21 protein-coding genes are annotated in these 26,875 nt (G+C 73.8%); 18 read left to right on the plus strand and 3 right to left on the minus strand.

Features of this window, described 5'->3' with window-relative positions:
• The 6 genes from ACZ62B_RS30290 to ACZ62B_RS30315 all read left to right on the plus strand — a co-directional run bounded on the left by ACZ62B_RS30290 (position 1) and on the right by ACZ62B_RS30315 (position 10,154).
• The gene (locus ACZ62B_RS30290) at positions 1–1,080 is read left to right on the plus strand and encodes an enediyne biosynthesis protein (protein ID WP_344561313.1); all 1,080 of its coding nucleotides are present in this window, start codon (positions 1–3) and stop codon (positions 1,078–1,080) included.
• Positions 1,077–7,022: an SDR family NAD(P)-dependent oxidoreductase gene (locus ACZ62B_RS30295; RefSeq protein ID WP_468889681.1), complete on the plus strand. Its 5,946-nt coding sequence runs from the start codon at positions 1,077–1,079 to the stop codon at positions 7,020–7,022. The genes ACZ62B_RS30290 and ACZ62B_RS30295 overlap by 4 nt, the downstream gene beginning before the upstream one ends.
• A 3-nt stretch (positions 7,023–7,025) precedes the next feature.
• Positions 7,026–7,484 (plus strand): acyl-CoA thioesterase, encoded by a 459-nt coding sequence (locus ACZ62B_RS30300; protein ID WP_344561309.1) that lies wholly within the window; start codon positions 7,026–7,028, stop codon positions 7,482–7,484.
• Entirely contained in the window at positions 7,481–8,020 is a 540-nt protein-coding gene (locus ACZ62B_RS30305; protein ID WP_344561307.1) for a flavin reductase family protein, read from the plus strand. Before ACZ62B_RS30300 ends, ACZ62B_RS30305 begins: the two co-directional genes overlap by 4 nt.
• 1 nt (position 8,021) lies before the next feature.
• Positions 8,022–9,371 (plus strand): cytochrome P450, encoded by a 1,350-nt coding sequence (locus ACZ62B_RS30310; protein ID WP_469692828.1) that lies wholly within the window; start codon positions 8,022–8,024, stop codon positions 9,369–9,371.
• Positions 9,372–9,608: 237 nt separating this feature from the next.
• Positions 9,609–10,154, plus strand: a complete 546-nt coding sequence (locus ACZ62B_RS30315) for an MOSC domain-containing protein (protein ID WP_344561303.1) — start codon at positions 9,609–9,611, stop codon at positions 10,152–10,154.
• On the opposite strand, the gene ACZ62B_RS30320 is transcribed toward ACZ62B_RS30315, so the two are convergent.
• From ACZ62B_RS30320 to ACZ62B_RS30330, 3 genes are all read right to left on the minus strand, one after another.
• The gene (locus ACZ62B_RS30320; RefSeq protein ID WP_469692830.1) at positions 10,151–10,801 is read right to left on the minus strand and encodes an SMI1/KNR4 family protein; all 651 of its coding nucleotides are present in this window, start codon (positions 10,799–10,801) and stop codon (positions 10,151–10,153) included. The two genes, ACZ62B_RS30315 and ACZ62B_RS30320, sit on opposite strands and share 4 nt — an antisense overlap.
• A 274-nt stretch (positions 10,802–11,075) precedes the next feature.
• Entirely contained in the window at positions 11,076–11,798 is a 723-nt protein-coding gene (locus ACZ62B_RS30325) for a helix-turn-helix transcriptional regulator (RefSeq protein WP_382051927.1), read from the minus strand.
• An 88-nt stretch (positions 11,799–11,886) separates the two neighbouring features.
• Positions 11,887–12,954: a ParB/RepB/Spo0J family partition protein gene (locus ACZ62B_RS30330; RefSeq protein WP_469692861.1), complete on the minus strand. Its 1,068-nt coding sequence runs from the start codon at positions 12,952–12,954 to the stop codon at positions 11,887–11,889.
• Between the two features lie 308 nt (positions 12,955–13,262).
• Between ACZ62B_RS30330 and ACZ62B_RS30335 the strand changes: the two genes are divergently transcribed.
• The 12 genes from ACZ62B_RS30335 to ACZ62B_RS30390 all read left to right on the plus strand — a co-directional run bounded on the left by ACZ62B_RS30335 (position 13,263) and on the right by ACZ62B_RS30390 (position 26,851).
• Positions 13,263–13,850: a DUF5987 family protein gene (locus ACZ62B_RS30335; protein ID WP_469692831.1), complete on the plus strand. Its 588-nt coding sequence runs from the start codon at positions 13,263–13,265 to the stop codon at positions 13,848–13,850.
• Positions 13,847–15,520: an FAD-dependent oxidoreductase gene (locus tag ACZ62B_RS30340; RefSeq protein WP_468724069.1), complete on the plus strand. Its 1,674-nt coding sequence runs from the start codon at positions 13,847–13,849 to the stop codon at positions 15,518–15,520. The genes ACZ62B_RS30335 and ACZ62B_RS30340 overlap by 4 nt, the downstream gene beginning before the upstream one ends.
• Positions 15,521–15,656: 136 nt before the next feature.
• A complete protein-coding gene (locus ACZ62B_RS30345) occupies positions 15,657–16,715 on the plus strand; it encodes a carboxymuconolactone decarboxylase family protein (protein ID WP_469692833.1) in 1,059 nt (352 codons plus the stop codon).
• Between the two features lie 87 nt (positions 16,716–16,802).
• Complete coding sequence (locus ACZ62B_RS30350) at positions 16,803–17,612, plus strand: TIGR03084 family metal-binding protein (RefSeq protein WP_344561270.1); 810 nt, start codon at positions 16,803–16,805, stop codon at positions 17,610–17,612.
• 250 nt (positions 17,613–17,862) lie between these two features.
• Positions 17,863–18,753, plus strand: coding sequence for a prephenate dehydrogenase/arogenate dehydrogenase family protein (locus ACZ62B_RS30355; RefSeq protein ID WP_344561268.1), 891 nt, complete (start codon positions 17,863–17,865; stop codon positions 18,751–18,753).
• 41 nt (positions 18,754–18,794) lie between these two features.
• Complete coding sequence (locus ACZ62B_RS30360) at positions 18,795–18,992, plus strand: DUF6059 family protein (RefSeq protein ID WP_344561266.1); 198 nt, start codon at positions 18,795–18,797, stop codon at positions 18,990–18,992.
• A 228-nt stretch (positions 18,993–19,220) separates the two neighbouring features.
• Positions 19,221–20,465, plus strand: a complete 1,245-nt coding sequence (locus ACZ62B_RS30365; RefSeq protein WP_344561264.1) for an ATP-grasp domain-containing protein — start codon at positions 19,221–19,223, stop codon at positions 20,463–20,465.
• Complete coding sequence (locus ACZ62B_RS30370) at positions 20,462–21,727, plus strand: ATP-grasp domain-containing protein (RefSeq protein WP_469692836.1); 1,266 nt, start codon at positions 20,462–20,464, stop codon at positions 21,725–21,727. Before ACZ62B_RS30365 ends, ACZ62B_RS30370 begins: the two co-directional genes overlap by 4 nt.
• Positions 21,728–21,751: 24 nt before the next feature.
• Positions 21,752–22,390, plus strand: coding sequence for a serine O-acetyltransferase EpsC (gene epsC / locus ACZ62B_RS30375; RefSeq protein WP_344561260.1), 639 nt, complete (start codon positions 21,752–21,754; stop codon positions 22,388–22,390).
• 355 nt (positions 22,391–22,745) lie between these two features.
• Positions 22,746–23,699, plus strand: a complete 954-nt coding sequence (gene cysK / locus ACZ62B_RS30380; protein WP_344561258.1) for a cysteine synthase A — start codon at positions 22,746–22,748, stop codon at positions 23,697–23,699.
• Positions 23,696–24,928, plus strand: coding sequence for an ATP-binding protein (locus tag ACZ62B_RS30385; protein WP_344561256.1), 1,233 nt, complete (start codon positions 23,696–23,698; stop codon positions 24,926–24,928). The genes cysK and ACZ62B_RS30385 overlap by 4 nt, the downstream gene beginning before the upstream one ends.
• A 195-nt stretch (positions 24,929–25,123) precedes the next feature.
• The gene (locus ACZ62B_RS30390) at positions 25,124–26,851 is read left to right on the plus strand and encodes a non-ribosomal peptide synthetase (RefSeq protein ID WP_469692839.1); all 1,728 of its coding nucleotides are present in this window, start codon (positions 25,124–25,126) and stop codon (positions 26,849–26,851) included.
• Positions 26,852–26,875 lie beyond the last annotated feature (24 nt).

Here is a 26,875-nt window from a genome sequence, read left to right on the forward strand (position 1 = left end):
ATGTCCCCGTCCCAGACCGCCAACCCGCGCCACAGCACGAAGGTCGTCACGGCGCTGCGGAGATTCGCCATCTCGATCTCCGTGCTCAACGTCTTCGGCTACACCGTGCTCGGCTTCGAGCAGCCCTGGACCTGGCCCTTCATCGCCCTGGCCGTCGCCTACGCGCTGGACGTCGCCCTGGAGGCGATCGGCGCCCGGGCCGAGGGCCGCGCCCCCCGCTTCAAGGGCAACGGCTTCAAGGGCCTGGCGGAGTTCCTGCTCCCGGCCCACATCACCGCGCTCGCGGTGAACATGCTCTCCTACGTCAACGACGTCATCTGGGTCATGATCTTCGGCGTCATCGTCGCCGTCGGCACCAAGTGGGTGCTCAGGGCCCCGGTCAAGGGCCGTATGCGGCATGTCATGAACCCGTCGAACTTCGGGATCGCCGTCATCCTGCTGCTGTTCCCGTGGGCCTCCATCGCACCGCCGTACCAGTTCACCGAGTACCTCGACGGCGGCTTCGACTGGCTCGTCCCGGCGATCATCATCACCTTCGGCACGATGCTCAACGCCAAGCTCACCGAGCGCATGTGGCTCATCCTCGCCTGGGTCGGCGGCTTCGCCCTCCAGGCCGTCGTGCGCGGCCTGATGTTCGGCACCTCCATCCCGGCGGCCCTGGCGATGATGACCGGCGTCGCGTTCGTGCTCTTCACCAACTACATGATCACGGACCCCGGTACGACCCCGTCCTCCAAGTGGGGCCAGATCGCCTTCGGCGGCGGAGTCGCCGCCATGTACGGCGTCCTGACCGCCATGAGCGTGGCCTACGGCCTCTTCTTCGCCACCGCGCTCGTCTGCGCGATCCGGGGCGCCTTCCTGTGGACCGCGGACATCGTGGCCAAGCGGCGCGCCGAGGAGGCCCTGGCACTGGCCGCCGTCGAACAGAACGTGGAGAAGACCGTGGACCGGGACGGCGCGACCGGACGGACCACGGACCCGAACACCGAGCCCGCCCCGGCGTGCGACTGCCCGGCGGACGCCTGCGCCTGCCCGCCCGCGGCCTCGGAGCCGACTCGTAAGGTGCCGGTGACCACATGAGCAGAATCGCCATCGTCGGCATAGCGTGCCGCTACCCCGACGCCGACTCCCCCCAGGAACTGTGGGACAACGCCGTCGCCGGACGGCGTGCCTTCCGCCGGCTGCCCGACGTCCGGATGAACCTGGACGACTACTGGGACGCCGACCCGTCCACCCCCGACACCTTCTACGCCCGCAACGCCGCCGTCATCGAGGGCTACGCGTTCGACCGGGTCGCCCACCGCATCGCGGGCAGCACCTTCCGCTCGACGGACATGACGCACTGGCTCGCCCTCGACACCGCCGGACGGGCCCTGGCCGACGCCGGGTTCCCCGGCGGCGAGGGACTGCCGCGCGAACGCACCGGAGTGGTGGTGGGCAACACGCTCACCGGCGAGTTCTCCCGCGCGAACGTCATGCGGCTGCGCTGGCCCTACGTACGGCGCGTGATGGCCTCCGCCCTCGCCGGGCAGGACGGCTGGGACGACGCCCGCATCGCGGACTTCCTCGCCGAGGTCGAGACCTCGTACAAGGAGCCGTTCCCCGCCGTCGACGAGGACTCGCTCGCCGGCGGGCTCGCCAACACCATCGCGGGCCGCATCTGCAACCACTTCGACCTGGGCGGCGGCGGATACACCGTCGACGGGGCGTGCTCCTCCTCCCTGCTGTCGGTCACCACGGCCGGCACCGCGCTCCTCTCCGGCGACATCGACGTCGGTGTCGCCGGCGGCGTGGACCTGTCGATCGACCCGTTCGAGATCATCGGCTTCGCCAAGACGGGCGCCCTCGCCAAGGGCGAGATGAGGCTCTACGACCGCGGCTCCAACGGCTTCTGGCCGGGGGAGGGCTGCGGGATCGTCGTCCTGATGCGCGAGGAGGACGCCCTCGCGGCGGGCCACCGCGTCTACGCCACCATCGCGGGCTGGGGCGTCTCCTCGGACGGACAGGGCGGGATCACCCGCCCCGAGGTCAGCGGCTACCGGCTGGCCCTGCGACGCGCCTACGAACGGGCCGGCTTCGGCATCGAGACGGTCCGCCTCTTCGAGGGCCACGGCACCGGGACCCCCGTCGGCGACACCACCGAACTCACCGCGCTCACCGAGGAACGCGCCGCGGCGGGACCGGACGTCCCCGTCGCCGCCATCACCTCGGTCAAGGGCATGATCGGCCACACCAAGGCCGCCGCCGGCGTGGCGGGCCTGATCAAGGCCGCCCTGGCCCTCGACAACCACACCGTCCCGCCGTCGATCGGCACCGTCGACCCGCACGACGTGCTCACCGGCGACCAGGCCAACCTCAAGGCGCTGCGCCGGGCGGAACCCTGGCCCGAGGGGGTGCCGCGCCGGGCCGGCATCACCGCCATGGGCTTCGGCGGCATCAACACGCACGTGGTCCTCGACGAACCCGCCGTCCGGCGCCGGCCGCCGGCGCGCCGCCGGCCCGTCGAGCCGGCGTACGCCCCGCAGGACTGCGAACTGCTCGTCCTCGACGCCGAGTCGCCCCGGCACCTGCGCACCCGGATCACCGAGGTCGCCGACTTCGTCGCCCGGGTCTCCTACGGGCAGGTCGCCGACCTGGCCGCCACCCTCCAGCGCGAACTGCGGGGCAGGCCGCACCGCGCGGCCGTCGTCGTCTCCTCCCCGGAGGACGCCGAGCGGCGCCTGCGCCACCTGGCCGGCCTGCTGGAGAACGGCGAGAGCACCCACACCGCCGCCGACGCGCGCGGCTTCCTGGGCAAGGTCACCGGACCCGCCCGGATCGGGTTCCTCTTCCCGGGGCAGGGCTCGGGCAAGGGCACCGGCGGAGGCGCGCTGCGCCGCCGTTTCGCGCAGGCCGCCGACGTCTTCGAACGGGCCGGCCTGCCGAGCGGCGGCGACATGGTCGCCACCGACGTGGCCCAGCCGCGCATCGCCACCGGCTCCGCCGCCGGACTGCGCGTCCTCGACACGCTGCGCCTGGAGGCGGCCGTCGCCGTCGGCCACAGCCTCGGCGAGCTCTCGGCCCTGCACTGGGCGGGAGCCTTCGACGAGCGGACGCTGCTGGAGGCGGCGCGGGTACGCGGCGGGGCCATGGCCCGGCACAGCGCCTCGGGCACCATGGCCTCCCTGCAGGCGTCCCCCGAGCGGACGGAGGAGCTCGTCACCGGCCTCGACGTGGTCGTCGCCGGATACAACGGCCCCGGACAGACCGTGGTCGCCGGCACCGTCGAGGCGGTCCGGGACGTCGAGCGCCGGGCCGGTGAGGCCGGCGTGGGCTGCACCCGGCTCGCCGTCTCCCACGCCTTCCACTCGCCCCTGGTCGCCCCGGCGGCCGAGTCCTTCGGCACCTGGCTGGCCGGGGCGGGCCTCGGACAGGTCCACGGCAGGGTCGTCTCCACCGTCACCGGCGGCGAACTGGACCGGGACACCGACGTCCCCGAGCTGCTGAGCCGCCAGATCACCGCTCCCGTCCGCTTCACCCAGGCGGTGCGCGAGGCGGCCCGGCACGCCGACCTGTTCGTCGAGGTCGGGCCGGGCCGGGTGCTCAGCGGCATCGCGCGGTCGGCCACGGACGTACCGGCCGTCGCGCTGGACACCGACGACGAGTCGCTGCGCGGCCTCCTGGGCGTCGCGGGCGCCGCGTTCGTCGCGGGCGCGCCCATCGCGCTCGACGTCCTCTTCCGGGACCGGCTGATCCGGCCGCTGAAGGTGGGCCAGGAGTTCTCCTTCCTCGCCAGCCCGTGCGAGCGGGCGCCCCACGACGGCCCGCCCGCCGTCCGCGCGCCGCGTCCGGCGACCGCACGGGTCCCTGCGGCCGCACAGGTCACGGCCGGCGCGACCGCGGCACCGGCGCACGCGACCGCCGTCCAGGCGCGTACGTCCGCCGCCCAGGCCTCTCCGGCCGCCGTGCCCGCGGTCTCCACGGGCGGGGCGTCCCCCGCCGTCGAGGAGACGGCCACGGAGCGGGAGACGGCGCTGGACGTGCTGCGCGCCCTGGTCGCCGAACGCGCCGAGCTCCCGGCCGAACTCGTCGACCCCGACAGCCGGCTCCTGGACGACCTGCACCTGAGCTCCATCACCGTCGGCCAGATCGTCAACCTCGCGGCGTCCCGGCTCGGCATCGCGCCGACCCAGCTCTCGACCAACTTCGCCACCGCCAGCCTCACCGAACTCGCCGAGGCCCTGGACACCCTGGTCAGCACCGGCGCCACGGCGGCCGAGGACACCGCCGGCGCCGCCGCGGTGACGGGCGCCGCACCCTGGGCGCGGCCGTTCGCCGTGGACCTGGCGGAGGTGGCCGTGCCGCCGGCCGGCGCCGCCGAGGCGGACGGCGTGTGGGAACTGTTCGGCACCGCCGAGCAGACCTTCTGCCAGGACCTGAAGAAGGCGCTGGAAGGAGCCGGCACCGGCGCCGGCGTCCTCGCCGTCCTGCCCCGGGGCTGCACCCCGCAGCAGGTGGACGAGGTGCTCGCCGCCGCCAGGAACGCCCTGGCGGGGGACCGGCAGCGGCGGTTCGTCCTGGTGCAGGACGGACGCGGCGCGGCGGGCCTGGCCAAGACCCTGCACCAGGAGGCCCCGCACCTGCGCACCACGATCGTCCAGACCCCGCTGGACGGGGACGCGGTGGCACGTGTCGTCGCCGAGGTCCGCGCGACCGCCCGGTTCAGCGAGGCCCACTACGACACGGCCGGGGTGCGGCGCGTGCCGACCCTGCGGGCCCTGCCGGCCGAGCAGGAGAACACCGACCTCCCGCTCGGCGCCGCGGACGTACTGCTGGTGACCGGCGGCGGCAAGGGCATCTCCGCCGAGTGCGCCCTGGCCGTCGCCCGGAGGACCGGGGCGAAGCTGGCCGTGCTCGGCCGGTCGGACCCGGCCGCCGACACCGAACTCGCCGAGAACCTGGCGCGGATGGCCGACAGCGGCGTCGGCGTGCACTACGCCCGCGCCGACGTCACCGACCCCGAGCGGACCGCGGCGGCCGTCGCCGAGCTGGAGAAGGCGCTGGGGAAGATCACCGGCGTACTGCACGGAGCCGGCCGCAACGAACCGGCCCCCCTGACCGAACTGGACACGGAGGACTTCCGCCGCACCTTCGCCCCGAAGGTCGACGGCCTGCGCACCGTCCTCGACGCGGTGGGGACCGGCGGGCTGAAGCTGCTGGTCTCCTTCGGCAGCATCATCGGCCGGGCGGGACTGCGCGGCGAGGCCCACTACGCCACCGCCAACGAGTGGCTGGCCGACCTCACCGAGGAGACCGCCCGTACCCATCCGCGGCTGCGCGCGAGGTGCGTGGAGTGGTCGGTGTGGTCGGGCGTCGGCATGGGCGAGAAGCTCTCCGTCGTCGAGTCGCTCTCCCGCGAGGGCATCACGCCCGTCTCGCCCGACCAGGGCGTGGAGATCCTGCTGCGCCTGATCTCCGACCCGGACGCCCCCGTGGTCACGGTCGTCAGCGGCCGCACCGAGGGCATCGAGACCGTACGCCGCGACCTGCCGCCGCTGCCGCTGCTGCGGTTCACCGGCAACCCGCTGGTGCGCTACCACGGCGTCGAACTCGTCACCGAGGTGGAGCTGAACGCGGGCACCGACCCCTACCTGGCCGACCACCTGCTCGACGGCAACCTGCTGCTGCCCGCCGTCATGGGCATGGAGGCGATGACGCAGGTCGCGACCGCCGCGACCGGCTGGGACGGCACCCCCGTCATCGAGGGGGCGAAGTTCCTGCGGCCCATCGTCGTACCGCCGGACGGCAGCACCCGGATCCGCGTCGCCGCCACCGTCACCGGCCGCGACACCGTCGACGTCGCCGTGCACGCCGAGGACACCGGCTTCGTGGCCGAGCACTTCCGGGCCCGGCTCGTCTTCGGCGGCGCCCAGGCCCCCGACGGACCGCCCGAGCAGGTGCCCGAGGGCACCGCCCCGGTCCCGCTCGACCCGGCCGCCGACCTGTACGGCGGGCTGCTCTTCCAGGGCGAGCGTTTCCAGCGACTGCGCCGCTTCCACCGGGCCGCGGCCCGGCACGTCGACGCCGACGTCGACGTGCGGCGCCGGCCCGAGGGCTGGTTCGCCGGATTCCTGCCGGGGCAGCTGCTGCTGGCCGACCCGGGCATGCGCGACGCGCTCATGCACGGCAACCAGGTCTGCGTGCCCGACGCCACCCTGCTGCCCTCCGGCGTCGAGCGGATCCACCCGCTCGGCTCCGGCGACCACGTGCCGGAGCGGCTGAGGTACACGGCCGTCGAACGCAGCCGGGACGGCAACACCTACGTCTACGACATCGCCGTACGGGACGAGGACGGCACCGTCGTCGAGCGCTGGGAGGGACTGACCCTGCACGCCGTGCGCCGGACCGACGGGGCAGGACCCTGGGTCGCGCCCCTGCTCGGCCCGTACCTGGAGCGCACGCTCGAGGACGTCCTGGACGCCCGGATCGCGGTCGCCGTCGAACCGCACGGCGGACGGCCCGCCGGCTCGGTGACCCAGCGCCGCGGTTTCACCACGGACGCGGCGGCCCGCGCCCTGGGCACCCCGGTGACGGTCGGCCACCGGCCCGACGGACGCCCCGAACTCCCGCCGGACCGGCACCTGTCGATGTCCGCGGCACACGGACTCGGGGTGACCCTCAGCGCCGTCTCCGGCTCGGAGGTGGCCTGCGACATCGAAGCGGTCAGCATGCGCTCGGAGGCCGAATGGCAGGGGCTGCTCGGCGAGCACGCCCCGGTGGCGCGGCTGGTCGCCAAGGAGACCGGTGAGGCGCCCGACACCGCCGCCACGCGGGTGTGGAGCGCCGTCGAGTGCCTCCAGAAGGCCGGGATCATGGCGGGGGCACCGCTGACCGTGCTGCCCGGACGCAGGGAGGCGTGGGTGGAGTTCGCCGTCGGCGGCATCCGCATCGCCACCTTCGTCACCGCGCTGCGCGACGCCCTGGAACCCGCGGTCTTCGCCTTCCTCGTGCACGACACGGACCGAACCGAAGGGCGGGCCTAGACCATGGCGGAAGACTACTTCGAGTACCGGCACACCGTCGGCTTCGAGGAGACCAACCTCGTCGGCAACGTCTACTACGTCAACTACCTGCGCTGGCAGGGGCGTTGCCGGGAGATGTTCCTCCAGGACAAGGCCCCGGAGATCCTGGCGGACCTCCAGGACGACCTCAAGCTGTTCACGCTGAAGGTGGACTGCGAGTTCTTCGCCGAGATCACCGCGTTCGACGAGCTGTCCATCCGGATGCGCCTGTCCGAACTGGGCCAGACACAGCTGGAGTTCAGCTTCGACTACATCAAGGTCACCGGCGGCGCCGAGGTCCTGGTGGCCCGCGGCCGCCAGCGCATCGCCTGCATGCGCGGCCCGAACACCAACACGGTGCCCTCCCTCATCCCGGAGGCCCTGGCCCGCGCGCTCCAGCCGTACGGCGCGCGGCCCGCCTCCCTGACGGGACGGACGGCATGAGCACCCTGACCGCCGCGCCGCCGTGGACCGCCTCCGCGGGCGATGCCACCCGGCTGCGGCGGGCCTTCGGGGCGTTCGCCACCGGGGTGACCGTGGTGACGGTCGGCGGCGCCTCCCCGCGGGGCATGACCGCCAACTCGTTCACCTCCGTCTCCCTCGACCCGGCGCTCGTCCTGCTGTGCGTCGGCAGGGACGCCGGCATGTACCGGAGCCTCGCCGAGGCCGACACGTTCGCCGTGTCGGTGCTGGCCGCGGACCAGGAGGACGTGGCCCGGTACTTCGCCAGCCGCTCGCGGCCCGCCGGCGCGCGGCAGTTCGACGCAGTCGGCTGGCTGCCGGGACACCGGAGCGCCGCCCCCCTGATCGCGGGGGCGGCGGCCCACTTCGAATGCGCGAGCTGGCGGACGTACGACGGTGGCGACCACGCGGTCTTCCTGGGCCGCGTGCTCGCCCTGGACCAGGCGCCGGAGCGCGAGCCGCTGGTGTTCCACGGCGGCCGCTTCCGGCAGCTCTCCGACCGGGGACCGGAGGTGTGACATGGGCGTGCACCCCCCGGGCCCGCCGGTGTGGGCCCTGCCCGGGCTGCTGCGCAAACTCGCCGTGGACCGGCTCGGCATGATGGAGGACGCCGCCCGGCTGTCCGACGCCGTGCGGGTCGCCATGGGGCCGAAGAAGATGTACATCTTCAACCGGCCCGACTACGCCAAGCACGTCCTGGCCGACAACGCCGCCAACTACCACAAGGGCATCGGCCTGGTGGAGTCCCGCAAGATCCTCGGGGACGGGCTGCTCACCAGCGAGGGCGAGCTGTGGCGCGCCCAGCGCACCAACGTCCAGCCCGCGTTCCGGCCCCGGCGCATCGCCGAACAGGCGGGAGCGGTCGCCGAGGAGGCGGCCGCGCTGGTCGCCCTGCTGCGCACCAGGGCCGGGCAGGGACCCGTCGACGTGCTCAAGGAGGTCACCGGGCTGACCCTCGGAGTGCTGGGCCGCACCCTCATGGACACGTCCCTGGACGGCCACGGCGGCATCGCCCACGCCTTCGAGGCGGTCCAGGACCAGGCGATGTTCGACATGGTGACGCAGGGACTGGTGCCGACCTGGGTGCCGCTGGCCACCCAGCGGCGGTTCCGCAGGGCCCGCCGGGACCTGGCCCGGACCGTCGACGAACTGGTCGCCGACCGCGCCTCCCGGCTGGACGAGTCCGATCCCGGCGACGACGCGTTCGCCCGGATGATCCTGGCCGCGCGCCGGCACGACGACCCCGCCGTGGGCCGCCGGCTGCTGCGCGAGGAACTCGTCACCCTGCTGCTGGCCGGGCACGAGACCACGGCGAGCACCCTGGGCTGGACCCTGTTCCTGCTGGCGCGCCACCCGCACGTGCGCGACCTGCTGCGGGACGAGGCCCGCGCCGTCCTGGCCGGCGGCCGGACGCCGGACGCCGACGACCTGCACAAGCTGACGTACACCACCCAGGTGGTCCAGGAGGCCATGCGCCTGTACCCGCCGGTGTGGATCCTGCCGCGCGTCGCGCAGCGGGCCGACGAGGTGGGCGGTTTCCCGGTCCCGGCCGGAGCCGACGTCCTGGTCTGCCCCTACACCCTGCACCGCCACCCGGACCTGTGGGACGACCCCGAGCGGTTCGACCCGGGCCGCTTCGACGCGGCACGGACCGCCAACCGCCCCCGGTACGCCTACATCCCCTTCGGCGCGGGACCCCGGTTCTGCGTGGGCAGCGGCCTCGGGATGATGGAGGCCGTCTTCGTCACCGCGCTGGTCACCCGCGACCTGGACCTGGACGTCGTACCGGGGCACCGGGGCGTACCGGAACCGATGATGTCGCTGCGGATGCGCGGCGGCCTGCCGATGACGGTCCGCGAGGCGGACTGACGCACGAACGCCCCGCCGGCGGGTTCCGTCCGGCGGGGCGCTCGTGCGTCGGGCGGCCGTCGGGCCCGTCGGTACGGTACGGGCGCGCACCGACGGCCGGACTCGCCACCAGCGCGCCGTCACCCTGGCGCATCCGCCCGATGAGGTCCGCTCACCGCACGCCTTTCCTCCCCGAGGCCGGCCGCACCACCTCTATGATCGACAGGTCGCGCAAGGGCAACGGGTGGGGAGGGCGTGATGTCCGGTCGGATCACCGCGGTGAGCCGCAACGAGGCGTACTCGTTCAGCAAGCCCAACCACGCTTCCATCACGCTGCTCGCGGGGCTCGGCGTGGAAGGAGACGTTCACGCGGGTGAGACGATCCGCCACCAGTTCCGCATGACCTACGAGCCGGACCTGCCCAACCTGCGCCAGGTCCACCTGATGCACGAGGAACTCTTCGACGAACTCGCGCTCAAGGGCTTCGAGGTCTCCGCGGGCCGGCTCGGCGAGAACATCACCACGCGCGGGGTGGACCTGCTGGGCCTGCCCACCGGCGCTCTGCTCCATCTCGGGGAGCAGGCGGTGATCGAGGTGACGGGACTGCGCAACCCGTGCTCGAAGATCAACGACTTCCGCAAGGGGCTGCTGGCTGAGGTCTTCGCCCTGGACCCGGTGTCGGGCGAGTTCGTCTTCAAGTGCGGCGTCATGGCCGTGGTCCGCCGTGGAGGGACCGTCCGCCCCGACGATTCCGTCCGGGTCGAGCTCCCGCCCCTCCCTCACCGCCCGCTGGAACGGGTCTAGGTTCTTGTTCCGTGGCCGTCCTCGTCCGGAGCCGACGCTGACCACGAAGCCGAAACCCGACGGTGGACCACAGGACTCGACGGAACGGACGGCCCCCAGCCCGGCGGCAGGAGCGCCCAGGAACCGTGGTCCAGCCACTCCCCGAACCGAACGGGCCGGGCGCCGCCGACGTGGTCCAGGGACAGCGGGACGATCCGGTCGCAGGTGGCCCGGCCGTCCCACCAGACCGTGCCGGCCAGAGAGCCGGTCAGGGCCAACAAGGTGGAGAAGCCGCAGCCGTGCTCCTGGACGACGACCGCACCGGCTGTCTTCAGGTCCTCGAACCTGTCGGCCTCGTCGTCCCAGGCGGACTGAGCCTCCCGGTAGGCGGCGTCGTCGTCGAACGCCTCAGCCTGTGGCTCACGCGCCATCAGTGCGTCGTCGGCCTCGGCGTAGGAGTCGGGGTGCGGAAAGGGAGTAGCCAGCAGCTCGCGCCGTCCCTCATGGTTCCCGGCCCACCACCAACCACGTCCGGTCCGCTCGAGCCGGAAGAGCGCCCCGCCCGCGCTCACCTCGCGCAGATACGCTCGGTACTCCTCCGGAAAGGACACTCCGAGTTCCCGTTCGGCCTCGGCGATCTCGGCTTCGGTGAGGGGCGACTCCGTCATGGGGCGAGCCTAATGGTGCTTCGTCAGGTGACGTCATGGGCTCTCACGCCGTCCGTCCGGAGGCCGCCGGAGCGGCCGTCACCGTGGTCTCCGCCGAGCGGGCCGTCACGGCCCGGACCGGCCGCGAACGCGGACCTGCCGGCGATGGCGACCGGCCGCGCGTGACCCCGGTACGACGATGGGCCCGGCCTCCAGGGGGAGGGAAGCCGGGCCCATCCGGGCGGTGGTTCGGTCCCCGGGGCGGGCCGCACGGCCCGCCCCCTTCCCGTGTGCGTCAGCCGGCGGCCTGTTCCAGTGCGTTGGCCCGCAGGTCGAGCAGGGCCATCAGTACGGGCGGGTCCAGTTCCCCGACCGGGCGCAGCGTGATCTCGGCGGGCAGCAGCAGGGTGTCCGTGTGGACGGTGACCGGCCCGTAGCAGCCGACGGAGACGGTGTCCTCGTCCCCGATGCCGGAGGGGAGGTCCTCACTGCCGTACGGGACGGAGTGCACGAGCACGTACCAGGTGCCCGCGGGTATGTCGCGCAGCTCGAAGCCGCCGGGGCCGTCCAGGACGGTGCAGCGCACCGGCTGGCCCTGGGGGACCGGGGTGGGGAAGAGGCCGACGAAGCAGTGGCCGGGGGAGCGGCCCTCGGGCAGGGAGACCTGTCCGCGCAGGGTGGTGCGCGGGCCGTCGTCCTCGGGGCCCGCGTCGGAGTCGATGGCCGAGGTGAATCCGCCGAGTTCTCTGAATACGCTCGGAGAAACACCCACACACGCCTTGAAGCGAGAACTGAACGTACCCACGCTGCTGTATCCGACCTGACTGCTGATGTCGGCCACGCTGAATGTGGTGTCGAGCAGGAGGCGTTTCGCCTCCTGCAGCCGGAGCGCGGAGAGGAAACGCCCCGGGGAGGTTCCCGTCACATCCCGGAACACCCGGGTGAAGTGGAACTTGCTGAACATCGCGGTGCGCGCCATGTCGTCGATGGTGAGATCCTGGCCCAGATTGGCCTGCATATCGACGATCACCCTGTGGACCGCACGCTCGATCGTGGTGGAGGTCACCGTTTCTCCCTGGTGGTCGAGAATGGCGATAACGCGCCTGTCAGTTCCGGGACGTCGGCGCGGGCCGGACGGGGCCGGCCGGCCCCATGTCGGTCAGCCGGCGGCTGGTCAGGTCCTCGGCGAACCTGCGCCAGGTGTGCGAACACTGCAGAGCCAGTTCGGCCACGGTGGCCGTGCAGTGCGGGGGGACGGCGCCCGCCTGCTGCCGCCATGCCTCGTCCACCACGAAGTGGGTGTGCAGCCAGCGCAGGAAGTGGCGGCCGGACTCGGACTGGCGCAGCGACGGGTCGGCGGCGAGGTTGCGCAGTGTCTCCAGTGGTGTGCGGCTGCGTCCGCCGGTGGCCGGCCGTCCCGCCGCCGGGCGGCCGGGTGCGGCCGGTGCGGGCTCCCGGTCCGCGGGGGCGTCGGGGGCGGCCGGGGTGGCCGGGGTGGAGCCGGCGTCCGCCGGCCGGTCCTCCGGCGCCTTGCCGCGCCGTCGGCTCGGCACCGGGGTCTCCCCGCGCTGGAGACGTCTGCGCACGTCGTGGGCGGTGCCCAGGGACAGGCCGGCCTGCTGGGCGACGGCCCGCAGCGGCAGGTCCGGCCGGCTGGTCATGAGTTCCGCGGCCCGCAGCCGCTCGAGCGTGCGGTCCAGCGGATGGTCCCGGCCGTCGCTGCCCGTCCGCGTGTTCGACTGTGGAGAGTCCACGGTTGAACTGCGCCGTACGGCCGCGACCGTCTTGGGGTCCAGGCCGGCGCAGGTGGCGACGGTCCGGTCGGAGAGGTCCGGGTGGGAGCGCAGGATGCGCTCGGCGGCGGCCTTGCGGTCCGCCGTCGACAGCGGCAGCCCGTGGGCGATGTTCGCGGACACCGAACGCAGGAAGGCGTCCTTCTCGGGACCGTCGAAGTAGTGCACCTCGACGGTGTCCTGCCCCTTCAGGGCGGCGGCGGCCACCCGGTGCGCACCGTCGACGATCCGCATCGTCGGCCGGTGGACCAGTATCGGCGGCAGCGACGCCAGGACGTCGGCGAGGCGCTGCACGTGCATGGGGTCGACCCCGTTCAGCCGGGGGGAGTCGGCCGGCCGCAACACCGCGATACGGACCCGCTGGGTGAAGTTCGTCGGCAGTTCCAGAGCCTTGTCCGTGCTTTCCAACCTCGACACCCCCCTGGACCGGTACGAATTGTTCCGGCTCCCCTTCATTCCGGGACGGTGGTCCCGTGGCTGACGGAAGAGGAATACGTCGGCAAGAACGTTAAGCGATCGAACGGCCTTTTGGCCGGGTCGGCCGGGGCGATGCTTCGACTCCGCCTAGTTCATTCATGCAACTCACCGTTCGCTGAACGCCGCCGGGGTCAGTTGTTTGAAAAGACTCGGCAGCTCTACGTTCTTTTCACACCCCAGGCGAATCCCACCAACGAGACCGGGAGGACGAGTTGCAGACATCGGCAAGAATTCCCGAGCGCAGGGTCGAAATCGGGGACGAGGCGACTCTCACCCTCGAGGCCTACGCGGACACCATCGTTCCCGGCGAGAAGCGCGGGCCCGACGACCGGGCGATAGCCGGCGCCGGCACCGGCGGAGGAGCGGTCGCCGCCGGCGCCCTGGACCTCCTGCGCTGGGACGCGACCGGCGTCGCCGACGGCCTGGAGGACCTGGCCGGACTCGTCAACGGCCACGCCAGGACCCACGCCGCCGAGGCCGGCCTGGAGCTGGACGACACGGTGCCGCCCTTCGTGGCCCTCGACTACGAGGACCGGGTGCGGCTGATCCAGACCCTGACCACCCCGGGCCACCCGGAGAAGGACTTCTGGGTCCTGCTCTCCCTGTTCTGCAACATGGCCTTCGACTCCGCCGCCCACCTGCACACCGCGCAGGCCGTACGGGAGGGCCACCCCGGCCTCACGGCGATGGGCATCACCGCCCCCGACGCCGACGGTCTGTGGCGGTTCGCGGACTTCGGCTACGGCCGCAAGCTGGCCGACCTCCACCCCGACACCACTGCGACCGGGAGCCCGGCATGAGCAACGCGATCGAGAAGACCGACGTCCTGGTCATCGGCAGCGGCTTCGGCGGCGCCATCACCGCCTACCACCTCGCCGCCGGCGGTGCGAAGGTCACCGTCCTGGAGCGCGGCCCGTGGCTGCGCAGCACGGACTTCGAGCACGACTACAAGCTGGGCTCCTCCTACACACGGGCCTTCGACTTCGTCGTCGGCGACGGGATGAGCGTGCTGGGCGGCAACTGCGTCGGCGGCGGCAGCGTCGTCTACTTCGCGGCCATGCCGCGCGCCCCGCGCTTCGTCTTCGACCGCCACGGCAGCATCGGCCGCCGGATGTGGCCCGCCGCCCTCAGCCGCGACACCCTCGACCCCTGGTACGACCGGATCGAGGAGTCCCTCTCGGTGAGCAAGCAGGAATGGAGCGACGTCAGTTACGCCGGCGGACTGTGGGCCGCGGCCTGCAACCACGCCGGACGCACCGCCAACCCGCTCGCCGTCGCCATTGACAACTCCAAGTGCGCCAACTGCAACTTCATGATGGCCGGCTGCCGCTTCGAGGCGAAGCAGTCGCTCACCGTCAACTACCTGCCGGCCGCGATCGCCCACGGGGCCGAGATACGGCCCCTGCACGAGGTGCAGCACCTGACCCGGACCGCGGAGGGGGACTACCGGATCCACTACAACGTCATCGACGACCAGGACTACCGGGTGCACCACGAGTCCGGCGTCATCGAGGCCAAGATCGTCGTGATGGCGGCCGGCGCCGCGGCCACCCCGGTCATCCTGCAGCGCAGCGAGGCCCACCTCGGTTCGATGCCGTACGCGGTCGGCCGCTACTTCTCCGGCAACGGGGAGCGGCTCAACACGGCCATCCTCAACGAGGACAAGGTCGCCGAACTCCTCGGCCTGTCCCGCGGCGACGGCGCGCTGCCCTACGGCGCCAACGCGATCGGCAGAGGGCCGACCGTGGCGAGCTGGGACAAGCTGGACGGCTCGCTGCCCGAGTACTCCCGCTACTCGCTGGAGCAGCTCTACTTCCCGCCGGGCCTCGGCACCATCCTCGCCCAGGTGCCCGACGCCACCGGGCCGACCTGGTTCGGCCGGGAGAAGAAGGAGATCCTCAAGAACTGGAAGTCCTGGCTGACGATCTTCTCGATGATCGAGGACGACAACGAGGGCGTCTTCGGCCCGCCGCCGGAGACCGGCAACGCCCTGCGCATCTCCCAGCAGATGCTCGGCCGCGGCAACCTCTCCTACCGGCCCACGAAGAACACCTGGCACGGCTGGAACCAGTCCGACGCGGAAGTGAAGGAGATCCTGGAGAAGGACGGCCTCGCCAAGGTGATGCCGTGGACCAACGACCTGGTCGGCGCCTACACCGTGCACCCCCTCGCCTCCTGCCGGATGGGCGACGACCCCCGCACCTCGGCCCTGGACGACACCAACGAACTGCGCGGCCACTCCGGTGTCTTCGTCACCGACGGGTCCGCGATCCCCGGGGCGCTCACCGTCAACCCGGCGATGACCATCGCCGCCGTCGCCGAACGCGCGGTCCCGCACATCGTGGCGGAGGCCCAGCGCAGGGGAGTGGCCGTGAGCTACGGGGCCCCGGCGCCCACCGGCTACAAGAGCGGCCGGAACGCGGTCCTGCCGCTGCTGCGGAACAAGCCCAGGCAGCCGGCCGGGGTGTGACCCGCACCGGCGGGCGCGCTCCCCGCCGACCGGTCGGTCGCTTCACAGGACCGCCGACCGGTCAGTTGCTTCACAGGACTTCCTCTTCCCCGGTGAGTTGCTTCACGCAACCAACCCGCGATTCCAGGAGACAGCGGTGCGACCACTCGTGAGAACCATGCTGAAAGGCTCCCTCAAGCAGATCCGGCACGTCACCGCGGTCCCGCGGCACGAGGCGAAGGGCCTGGTGGCCGACGTCTACGACCGGGCCGGCCGGGAGTTCGGCATCCTCGCGCCGCCGCTGGCGCTGCACTCCCCGGCGCCCGAGGCGCTCGCCGCCTGCTGGGTCCTGCTGCGCGAGACCCTCCTCGTCGACGGCCGGGCCGGCCGGGCCGCCAAGGAGGCCGTCGCCACCGGGGTGTCACAGGCCAACGAGTGCGCGTACTGCGTCGACGTCCACCGCGCCAAACTGCAGACCCTGACCGGGCCGGACACCGCGCCCCTGGCGGCCGTCACCGACTGGGCCCGCCACCTCACCACCGCCGGCGGCCCGCCGCGGCCCGTCCCCTTCCCCGCCGAGCACGTCCCCGAACTGCTGGCCACCGCCGTCACCTTCCACTACCTCAACCGGATGGTCCGGCTGTTCCTGCCCGACTCGCCCGTGCCCGACGCGGCCCCCAGGGCCGGACGCGGACCGGCGCTGCGGATCGTCGCACGGGCCATGCGCCCGGACACCGGCACCACCGTCACCGCCGGAGCCTCCCTCGGCCTGCTCCCCGCGGCACCGCTGCCCGCCGCGCTCGCCTGGGCCCGGCCCGAGCCGGCCGTCGCCGGGGCCCTGGCCCGCGCCGTCGCCTGCGTCGACGCGTCCGCCGAGCACTGGGTCCCCGAGCCCGTACGCGAACTGCTGCACGCCGAACTCGCCGTCAGCGACGGCACGCCGCCCGGCCCGAGCCGCGCCTGGCTCGCCCCCCTCACCGACCGGCTCGCCCCCGACCAGCGGCCCGCCGCACGGCTGTCCCTGCTCCTCGCGCTCGCCCCCTACCAGATCACCGACGCGGACGTGACCGCGTTCCGGGCCGGCCGGCCCGGCGACCGCGAGCTCGTCGAGCTCGCCGCCTGGGCCTCCCTGACCGCCGCCGTTCGCGCCGGAAGCCGTTTCGCCGTACCCCTGCCCGACGCCCGCCCCACCCGCCCCGCACCCGCCGGTGGCTGACCGGCACACGCACACCACGAGGACATCCCCTGCACCCCCCGCATCCCTTGCATCCCTCGCACGAACCGACCCCGAAGGAGCCCGGCCATGAGCAGCCTCAACGACGTCCTGAAGGACCTGGCGACCGACATCGAGGAGACCGCCCGCCTCGTCGAGGACCTCGACGAAGCCGCCTGGAACGCACCGACGCCCGCCCCCGGCTGGCGCATCGCCGACCAGATCGCCCACCTGACCTTCATCTTCCACCTGGCCGGCACCGCCGCCTCCGACCCCGAGGCCTTCGCCCGGATCGCCGCCGGCGCCTCCCACGACTTCGACGGGGCCGTGGACGCCGCGCTGCGCCAGTTCAACCAGTTCCCGCCGGACCAACTGCTGGCCCGCTTCCGCGCGTCGGGCCGGGCCTCCGTCGACGCGCTGGCCGCCGTCCCGGAGGGCGAGGTGGTGCCCTGGCTGGTCAACCCGCTGCCGCCCGCCGTGCTCGCCTCCGCGGGGATCATGGAGGTCTTCGGCCACGGGCAGGACATCGCGGACGCGCTCGGCGTGCGCCGCGAACCGACCGGACGCCTGCTCCACCTGGTCTTCTTCGCCTTCCTCACCCGCGACTTCGGCTACCTCTCCCGCGGTCTGACCCCGCCCGCCGAGCCGTTCCGCATCGAGGTGACCTCACCCACCGGCGAACTGTGGGCCTTCGGCCCCGAGGACGCCACCGACCGGATCACCGGCCCGGCCGAGGACTTCTGCCTCCTGGTCACCCGCCGCCGCCACCGCGCCGACCTGGCCCTCGAGGCCGAGGGCGCGGAGGCCGAACGCTGGCTCGACATCGCCCAGGCCTACCGCGGCCCGTCCGGAGAGGGCCGCAGGCCGGGCCAGTTCGCCGAGCGGGGAGCCGGGCACTGATCCGCGCCGCGGGCGCCGGCCGCCCGGTGACCGGGTCGGGTACCGTCCGCCCGGTCGCCCCCGCACCCCGCGTCCGTTCCCCACCAGCCGTCCCGCCCAGGTCAGTTCGCCCAGCGGAGAGACGAAGACCGGTCCGCCCCGCGGTCACCGGCCGCCCGGTGACCGCGGCGGGCACCGTCCGCCCGGCCGCCCCCGCGCCCCGCGTCCGCTCCCCACCAGCCGTCCCGCCCGCACCCCACCAGGAGCCGACATGACACCCGCCTTCCTGCGCACCGCCGTCGTCATCGGCTGCGGTGTCACGGGTACCTCGATCGCCCTCGCCCTCACCGGGGCCGGGGTCGAGGTGGCCCTCGTCGACCAGGACGCGGACGCGGTCGCCAGGGCGCGGCGGACGGGGGCGGGCACGGCGTGGACCCCCGACCGTCCGCCCGCCGACCTCGTCGTCGTCGCCACCCCGCCGTCCACCGTCGTCGACGTCCTGCACGACGCCCAGGCCCGCGGCCTGGGCCACGTCTGCACCGACACCGCCGGGACCAAGGACATCGTCGCCGCCGAGGCCGAGCTGCGCGGCTGCGACCTCAAGGGCTACGTCCCCGGCCATCCGCTGCCGGCCGGGGACCCGGCGGCCGGCCCGTCCGCCTCCCGGTTCGCCGGCCGGCCCTGGATCCTGTGCCCGTACGACACCACCCCCCGCTGGGCGCTGGCGACGGTCGCCGAACTCGCCGCCCTGTGCGGCGCGGTCCGCCGCGACATGACACCGCAGGAACACGACCTGGCCATGGCCGCCGTCAGCCATGTGCCGTACGTGGTGGCGGCCGTCGTCGCGGGCGGGCTCCTCGACGTCGACCCCGCTCTGCTGCCGCTCGCCGGCGACGAGCTGGCCGGCGTCGTACGGGCCGTCGCCGCCCTCCCCGGGGCCGGCAGCGATCTGCTGGCGCACAACGCGGGCCCGGTCGCCGACCGGCTCGACAAGGCGGCCGGCGCGCTGGCCGCCGCCGCCCGGATGCTGCACCGCGGCGAGGACACCGTGCCCGTCGAACTCGCCCTGCTGCTGGAGCTGGGCGAGCGGGGGCGGGCCGCCCTTGAGGCGGCCGGTGAGCACCGCACGGCCGAGGATGCCCGCGGGCCGGACCGGATGTGACGGTCACCGGAACCCGACACCGAACGAAGGATGGCCCGCCCGTGACCCGCCCCGTCTTCTTCCTGCACCCCGTCTACGAAGCCCTGTCCGCCTTCGGCTGGCTGTTCATCGGCCCCGTCCCGCCCGCCGAGCGGCGGCCGCCGCTGACCGGCCCCGCGCCCCTGCACCCCGAGCGGCTGTGCCCCGAACGCCCCCTGACGCCCCTGGAGCACGCCCTGGACCGGCAGCTCACGGGCTGAGCGCCCCGGCCCGGTCCTGCCGCAGCGCCCGGCTCCCCCTCACGGGGAGCCGGGCGTCGCCATGTCCCGGCAAGGCCCTCCCGGCGCCGTTCGACTTGGCGAAGTCGGATGAACACGCAGGTCACAGTCGCGTGTCGGGGGCGTCGCACGGGCGAAGATGCCGCTTTCCCGGGCGCGGAAAACGATGAGTGGGCCGTCGAGAGACGTCCTACGAGAACGGAGCCCCGCATGACACACGGCGTGCCGAACAAGCGGTTGCTGATGGTGATGCCCTACAGCCAGTTCGTCCGCAAGGCCGCCCGGGCGGGATTCGAGGTGTGGGCGATCTGGGACCCGGCCCTGCGCGAGCGGGCCTACCTCGACTCGGTCGCCGAGCACGCCCGCGAGCTGCTGCTGACCGACTTCTCCGACGAGGCGGCGCTGCGCGCCCTGATCGCCTCCACCGTCCGGGCCCACGACATCGGCACCGTGCTGCACCTGGGAGCGGAGAGCAGCATGGGCCCGGTCGTCGCCGAGGCGGAGGCGCTCGGGGTCTCGCCCAACCCCGCCGCCGCCGTGCACCGCCTCAACGACAAGGGGGCGCTGCGCGCCCTGCTCGGCGAGCACGGGATCTCTCCCGTGCGCAGCGAACTCGTCCTCACCACGGAGGCGGTCGCCGCCGCCGTGTCGCGGCTGCCGCTGCCCGTGGTGGTCAAACCCACCCGGCTGTCCGGAAGCCGCGGCATCGCCCTGATCCGGGACGCCGCCGACCTCGAGGAGTGGACCGGCCGCGTCACCGCCGCGGGACACGCCGGCCCGTACCTGGTGGAGGAGTACCTGCGAGGGCCGGAGTTCAGCGTCGAGACCCTGTCCGCCGGCGGCACGCACCACGTCATCGGCATCACCGCCAAGCACACCACCGGCGCACCCCTGTTCGTCGAGACCTCCCACATCCACCCGGCCCCCCTGGCCCCCGCCGACGACGCCGCCGTCCGCACCCTGGTGACCCGGCTGCTCGACGCCGCGGGGCTGGTCTTCGGGCCCGCCCACACGGAGGTGATCCTCACCGAGCACGGCCCGCGCGTCGTGGAGTCCCAGACGCGGCTGGGCGGCGACCGCATCCCCCAGCTCATCGAGACCGCCACCGGGTACGACATCGAGGCGGAGATCTTCCGCACCCTCGCGGGGGCCGTCCCCGAGCCGCCCGCCGCCCTGCACATCGCGTCCGTCGGCTTCTTCCTGCTGCCGCCCGGCCGTCTGGCGGAGGTCCGCGGCCTCGACGCCGTACGGGCCCTGCCCTACGTGCACACCCTGCACTTCCCCCACGCCCCCGGTGACGAACTCCCGCCCACCACCGACTCCGCCACCCGCCACGGCTACGTCGTCGTCGACGCCCAGTCGCCGGCCGAGGCCGAGGAGCGCATCGCCCGTGTGCGTTCCCTGCTCGTCGCCGACGTGCGCGAAGCCACCGCCCCGAAGGGAACCCCGCGTTGAACCACGTCCCGACCGTGCTGCTGATCGGCGGCGTCGACGCCCATCTGGAGCGCTTCCACGCGCTCGGGGTGAAGACCGTCCTGATCCAGCACCCCGACAAGATCACTCCGTACCAGAACCACACCGCCCACGCGCTGCTGATGCTGGACTACACCGACTGGGAGACCGTACGGCCCTTCGCCGAGGCCGCCCGCGACGTCTACGGCGCCGACGCGGTGGTCTCCCTCACCGAGCCCGGCCTCACCACCGCCGGCCGGCTGGCCGACCTGTTCGGGCTGAGCGACGGCAGGCGCTACGAGGCCAGCCGCCGGATGCGCGACAAGTACCTGATGCGCCGTCGACTCGCCGAGCGGGGCCTGCCCGTCCCCGAGCACGGACTGGTCGACGACCGCGCCTCCCTGGCCGCCTTCGGCGAGCGGGCCGGCTACCCCTTCATCGTCAAGCCCGTCTCCACGACCGCCGGGTTCGGTCTGCTGCGCGCGGACGGCCCGCGGGACCTCGACGCCGTGTGGGCACGGATCGAACGGATGCGGGGCGGGCGCACCGACCGCGGCTCCACCATGTTCACCGTCGACGGCTTCCTCATGGAGTCCTACATCGACGGCCCCGAGTTCAGCGTCGAGTCGCTCAGCTTCGCCGGCCGTCACGTCGTCGTCGCCGTCACCGAGAAACTCACCGACGACGCCCACTTCGCCGAACTCGGCCACGTCGTGCCCGCCCGGCTCTCCGACACCGACCGGAACCGGCTCACCACCGCGGTCCAGGACTTCCTCACCGCGATGGACGTCACCGACGGGCCGAGCCACACCGAGATCCGGCTCTCCGCCCGCGGCCCGATGGTCATCGAGTCCCACAACCGGGTCGGCGGCGGCCACATCTCGGAGCTGGTCCAGGCCGCCTACGGCATCGACCTGATCGCCTACGGGGCCGCCTGGCCGCTGGGCCTGACCGAGCCGCTGGCCGCGCCCCCCGAGCCCGCCGCGGCCGCCGTCACCCGTTTCGTGCTGCGCGAACCCGGCACCGTCACCGCCGTCCACGGCGTCGAGGAGGTCGCCGCCCGGCCCGAGGTGCTGCTCGCCCAGGTCTCGGTCCGGCCCGGCGACACCGTACGGGAGCTGCGCGACAACTGGGACCGGCTCGGCAGCGTCGCGGTGACGGCCGCCGACCCCGACAGCGCGGTCCGGCTGTGCGAGCACCTGGTCCGCGAGGAGATCCGCATCGACGTCGCCCCGGCGGTCCGGGAGGGGCTGCGGGCGGCCTGAGCGACCAGGAAGGAGTTGACCACCATGTCCGTACGACGAGGACTGCTGACCACCCTGCGCGAGGACCTCGGCGTCGTCGTCGAACGGGACCCGTCCCTCGGCGGCCGCTGGGAGGCGCTGGGCCACACCGGTCTGTCCGCCCTGTGGGCCCACCGTGTCGCGCACCGGCTCCACCGCGGGCGCACCCGCTGGGCCGCGCGGCTCGTCGCCCGTGTCGCGCGCCGCCGCACCGGGGTCGAGATCCATCCCGGCGCGCGGCTGGGCCGGCGGGTCTTCATCGACCACGGCGCGTCCGTCGTGATCGGGCAGACGGCCGTCGTCGGCGACGACGTGACGATCTACCAGCAGGTCACGCTGGGGGCGGTCGGCTGGTGGGCGGACAACGCGCGCCCGCCCGGCGCCCGCCGGCACCCGGTGGTCGGCGACCGGGTCGTCCTCGGCGCCAACGCCACCGTGCTCGGCCCCGTCACGGTCGGCGACGACTGCCTGATCGGCGCCATGGCCACCGTCACGGACGACGTCCCGCCCGGCGCCCGCGTCTACGCGGCCCGCTCGACCGTCCGCCCCGCCCCGACGCCCGCCCCGGCCGTCACCCACCCGCCCGGAGCGGCGCCGCCGGCCCTCGACGCCGTCCGTCTGCTCGCCTCGGCGGGTTCCTGGTGAGCGGCCGCGGGGCGCGCCGCCCCGATTCCGTCAGCCCCGCCCGGTGCGCCGCCGCCGGCCCTGGAAGCCGTACCCCTGCCCACCTCGGCGGGTTCCCGGTGAGCGGTCCCGACTCCGTCCGCTCCCGCACCGGTGCCCGTCCCGGCCGGAGCGGCACCACCCGCCCTCGACGCCGTACGTCTGCCCGCCCCGGCGGGTTCCCGGTGAGCGGTCCCGACTCCGTCCGCTCCCGCACCGGTGACCGTCCCGGCCGGAGCGGCACCACCCGCCCTCGACGCCGTACGTCTGCCCGCCCCGGCCGGTTCCCGGTGAGCGGCCCCGACTCCGCAAGCCCCGTCCTCCCCTGGAGACTGCCGTGACCACCGCCGTCCGTACCGAACGCAACATCGCCGCCGGGCTCGAAGAGCTCATCGGCCACACCCCTCTGGTCCGTCTCGCCGTCGACGGGGCCGCGCCCGGTGTCGAGGTGCTCGCCAAGCTGGAGTCCGCCAACCCCTTCGCCAGCAGCAAGGACCGTGCCGCCCTGGCGATGCTGCGCGGTGCCGAGGAGCGCGGTGACCTCGCCCCCGGCGGCACCGTGGTGGAGTCCACCTCGGGCAACACCGGCATCGCGCTCGCGGCCATGGCGGCCAGGCGCGGCTACCGCTGCATCGTCGTCCTGCCCGACAGCGCCACCCCCGAGCGGATCGGCCTGCTGAACGCGCTGGGCGCCGAGGTCGTGCAGACGCCCAGCGCCGAGCGGTTCGCGGGGGCCATCGCCAAGGCGGAGGAGATCCAGGCCGCGACCCCCCGCTCCTGGTACGTGCGCCAGCACGAGAACCCCGACAACGTCCGCGCCCACTACGAGAGCACCGGACCGGAGATCTGGGCCGACACCGGCGGCCGCGTCGACGTGCTCGTCGCGGGCGTCGGCACCGGCGGCACCCTCACCGGAGCCGGACGCCACCTGCGCGAACGCAACCCCGACCTGCGGATCGTCGCCGTCGAACCGGAGAACTCACCGGTGCTGTCCCGGGGATACGCCGGCACCCACCGCATCCCCGGCCTCAACGGCGGCTTCGTGTCGCCCACCACCGACGTCGGCCTCATCGACGAGGTGATCACCTGCCCGGACGAGGCCGCCCTGGGCACCGCCCTCGCCCTGGTGCGCGAACAGGGCCTGTTCGCGGGCGTCTCCTCCGGCGCCGCCGTGTACGCGGCGGCCCTCCTCGCACGGCGGCCCGAGTCCGCGGGCAAGTCCGTCGTCACGATCCTGCCCGACACCGGCGAGCGCTACGTCAGCATCTTCAACGAAGGGCACAGCTCATGACCACCCTGGTCCTGCACCGCGGCTCCCTGCGGGCCAACCCCTACGAGCGCTGGCTCGCCGACCGGGAGGAGAAGCTCGTCCTGCTCGGCTCCGCCGAGCAGCTCGCCCTGTTCGGCGAGGAACTGCCCACCACCGCGCCCTACCTGCACGCCGAGGTGCTGCCCGACTACGACCACAGCCCCCGGGTCGCGCAGCGGGCCGCCGAGCTCATCGAGGAGTTCGGCGTCACGGACCTGGTGGCCTGCCAGGAGGTCGACATCGAGCGCGCCGCCGCCCTGCGCGAACGCTACGGGCTCCCGGGCCAGCGGCTGGACAGCGCGGTGGTCTACCGCGACAAGTGGGAGATGAAGCAGGCCGCCCTGCGGGCCGGCATCAAGGTCGCCGACCACGCCCTGCTGCGCACGCCCGCCGACCTCACCGGCTTCGCCGACCGCCACGGACTGCCCGTGGTGGTCAAGCCGCGCCGCGGCGCCGGATCCATCGGCCTGGCCGTCCTGCGCACGGAGGAGGAACTGGCCGCGTGGCTCGACACCGCCGAGCCGACCGGCCCGGACGGCGAGCCGCAGTGGCTGGCCGAGGCGTTCGTCGAGGGCTCCATGTGCCACATCGACGGCACCGTCCTGGACGGGCGGATCGCCACCCTGTGGCCCTCCCGCTACCTGTACGCGCTGGCGAACTTCCGCGACCGCGCGGGCCGGGTCGACATCGCCCTGGACGCCGCCGATCCGCTCACCCGCAGGCTCACCGAGTTCGGCGAGCGGATCCTGGAGGCCTTCGGCGGGCCCGAGCACTTCGCCTTCCACATCGAGGTGTTCCAGACCGACGACGACGAACTCGTCCTGTGCGAGGCCGCGTCGCGCGCGGGCGGGGCCGGGGTGCGCGACGTCCAGCGCGCCCTGTTCGGCTTCGACCCCATGGAGTACCCGGTGCGCCGCCAGCTGGGCCTGCCCGTGGACCACGGGGGCCGGGCGGACCCCGGGCGGATCGCCGGACAGCTGCTGTTCACCAAGCGGCCGGGCGTGCTGCGCGCCCTGCCCGACCCGGCGACCCTGCCGCCGGGCGTCCTGAAGTACACGACGTACGCGCAGGTCGGGGAGCGGGTGCCCGAGGCCTCGCACTCCGGGGACTTCCTCGTCGCCTTCGTGATCGCGGGCGCGGACCGGGCCGAGTGCGAGGCCCGCATCCGGGCCGCCGAGGCCTGGTTCACCGCGGGACTCGACATCGGCTGAGCCACCGACCTGACCAAGTACGCGCGTCGTGCGCGCCGGTGCGGGGCGCGGCAATCCAGGAGATGCCGCGTCCCGGACCGCTGTGTGACCGTTCCGGCAGAGCCGGGGGCACGGCGGGGTCCGCCGCCCGGAGGGCCGATCGGATGGGACAACGCCTTGGTCAGCACATCGATTCAGCAGCGATTCGCCGCGCAGGTGAGCTCGACACCGGACGCCGTGGCCGTCTCGGCACCCCTGGACGGCACCACTCTGACCTACCGCCGGCTCGACGAGCGCGCCAACCGGCTCGCGCACCGGCTGATCGGCCTCGGCGTGCGCCCGGGAGACCCGGTCGCCGTGCTGATGGAACGCTCGCCCGAGGTCGTCGTCGCCCTGCTGGCCGTGGTGAAGGCCGGCGCCGCCTACCTGCCCCTGCACAGCGCCTACCCGCTCGCCAGGATGCAGCAGATCACCGACCGGGCCGGAGCGCCCGTACTGCTGACCGACGCCGCGCTGCGCTCGCGCGGACTGCCGCGGGCCGGCGAAGTCGTCGAGCCCGCCACCGACCCGGCGGTGGCCGCCGCGCCCGCCACCGACCCGGGCGTCGCGTGCGACCCCGACGCCGTGGCCTACGTCATCCACACCTCGGGTTCCACCGGCGCGCCCAAGGGCGTGGAGGTCACCCACCGCGGTGTGCTCGCGTTCACCGCCGACTCCTCCTGGTCCGAGGCGCACCGGCGGATCCTCTCCCTGGCTCCTTACGCCTTCGGCGTCTCCACGTACGAGATCTGGGTGCCGCTGCTGCGCGGCGGCCGTGTCGTCCTGGCCCCGCCGGGCGAGCCCGACGTGGCCACCGTCCGCCGGCTCCTCGCCGACGAGGGTGTCACCGCCCTGCACGTGACGGCCGGCCTCTTCCGCGTCTTCGCCCAGGAGGCCCCCGACCTCTTCGCTCCCGTCCGGGAGGTGCTCACCGGCGGCGACGTCATCGCCCCGACGGCCGTACGGCGGGTGCTGGACGCCTGCCCGGACACCGTCGTGCGGGCCATGTACGGCGCCACCGAACTCACCGCCTTCGCCGCGTGCGCCACGATGACCGTCGCCTGCCCGCCGGACGGCCCGGTCCCCGTGGGACGGCCGATGGACGGGATGGATTTCCGGCTCCTCGGGCCCGGCCTCGTCCCCGTGCCCGACGGGGAGACCGGCGAACTGTACGTCGCGGGCGACCGGCTGGCCCGCGGCTACCACCACGACACCGCCCTGACGGAGGACCGCTTCGTCACCGACCCCGCCGGTACGCGCATGTACCGCACCGGCGACCTCATGCGGCGCACCGCCGACGGGCGGCTGGAGTTCGCCGGGCGCGTCGGCGACCAGGTCAAGATCCGCGGTTACCTCGTGGAGCCGGGCGAGGTGGAGCACGTCCTGGCCCGCCAGGACGGCGTGGCCGACGTCGCCGTCGTCGCCCGGGACGACGGCCCCGGCGAGGACAAGCGGCTCGTCGCCTACGTCGTACCCGGCGGCCGCTTCGACGGCACCGGCACCGACGGCCTGCGCGACGCGGTCGCCGCCCTGCTGCCCGGCTACATGGTGCCCGCCGCCTTCGTCGTGCTCGACGCCCTGCCCCTGACGCCCAACGGCAAGCTGGACCGCGCCGCGCTGCCCGCGCCCGGGCGGCCCGCACCGGCACCGGTGCCGGAGACCGAGGGGCTCACGCCCGGCCGGCGGCTGCTGTGCGACCTGTTCGCCCGTGCGCTCGGCCTCGACGCGGTCGGCCCCCACGACAGCTTCTTCGAGCTGGGCGGCGAGTCCCTCCAGGCGATCCGGCTGGCCGGCCGCATCGGGGCCGAACTGGGCGTCGAGGTGTCCGCCGCGGACATCCTCAGCCATCCGACCGTCGCCGAACTCGAAACCCTGCTGCGGGACCTGACGCCCGCCCCCCTCTAGGCCCACCGGGCACGACGCGGTCGT

Source organism: Streptomyces sp. NPDC053426, from assembly GCF_055585405.1.

What these genes read in the sequence shown, in the direction of transcription:
- ACZ62B_RS30290 (WP_344561313.1), top strand. Translation starts at nt 1, where the DNA reads ATGTCCCCGTCCCAGACCGCCAACCCGCGCCACAGCACGAAGGTCGTC.
- ACZ62B_RS30295 (WP_468889681.1), top strand. Translation starts at nt 1,077, where the DNA reads ATGAGCAGAATCGCCATCGTCGGCATAGCGTGCCGCTACCCCGACGCC.
- ACZ62B_RS30300 (WP_344561309.1), top strand. Translation starts at nt 7,026, where the DNA reads ATGGCGGAAGACTACTTCGAGTACCGGCACACCGTCGGCTTCGAGGAG.
- ACZ62B_RS30305 (WP_344561307.1), top strand. Translation starts at nt 7,481, where the DNA reads ATGAGCACCCTGACCGCCGCGCCGCCGTGGACCGCCTCCGCGGGCGAT.
- ACZ62B_RS30310 (WP_469692828.1), top strand. Translation starts at nt 8,022, where the DNA reads ATGGGCGTGCACCCCCCGGGCCCGCCGGTGTGGGCCCTGCCCGGGCTG.
- ACZ62B_RS30315 (WP_344561303.1), top strand. Translation starts at nt 9,609, where the DNA reads ATGTCCGGTCGGATCACCGCGGTGAGCCGCAACGAGGCGTACTCGTTC.
- ACZ62B_RS30320 (WP_469692830.1), bottom strand. Translation starts at nt 10,801, where the DNA reads ATGACGGAGTCGCCCCTCACCGAAGCCGAGATCGCCGAGGCCGAACGG.
- ACZ62B_RS30325 (WP_382051927.1), bottom strand. Translation starts at nt 11,798, where the DNA reads ATGCAGGCCAATCTGGGCCAGGATCTCACCATCGACGACATGGCGCGC.
- ACZ62B_RS30340 (WP_468724069.1), top strand. Translation starts at nt 13,847, where the DNA reads ATGAGCAACGCGATCGAGAAGACCGACGTCCTGGTCATCGGCAGCGGC.
- ACZ62B_RS30350 (WP_344561270.1), top strand. Translation starts at nt 16,803, where the DNA reads ATGAGCAGCCTCAACGACGTCCTGAAGGACCTGGCGACCGACATCGAG.
- ACZ62B_RS30355 (WP_344561268.1), top strand. Translation starts at nt 17,863, where the DNA reads ATGACACCCGCCTTCCTGCGCACCGCCGTCGTCATCGGCTGCGGTGTC.
- ACZ62B_RS30365 (WP_344561264.1), top strand. Translation starts at nt 19,221, where the DNA reads ATGACACACGGCGTGCCGAACAAGCGGTTGCTGATGGTGATGCCCTAC.
- epsC (WP_344561260.1), top strand. Translation starts at nt 21,752, where the DNA reads ATGTCCGTACGACGAGGACTGCTGACCACCCTGCGCGAGGACCTCGGC.
- ACZ62B_RS30385 (WP_344561256.1), top strand. Translation starts at nt 23,696, where the DNA reads ATGACCACCCTGGTCCTGCACCGCGGCTCCCTGCGGGCCAACCCCTAC.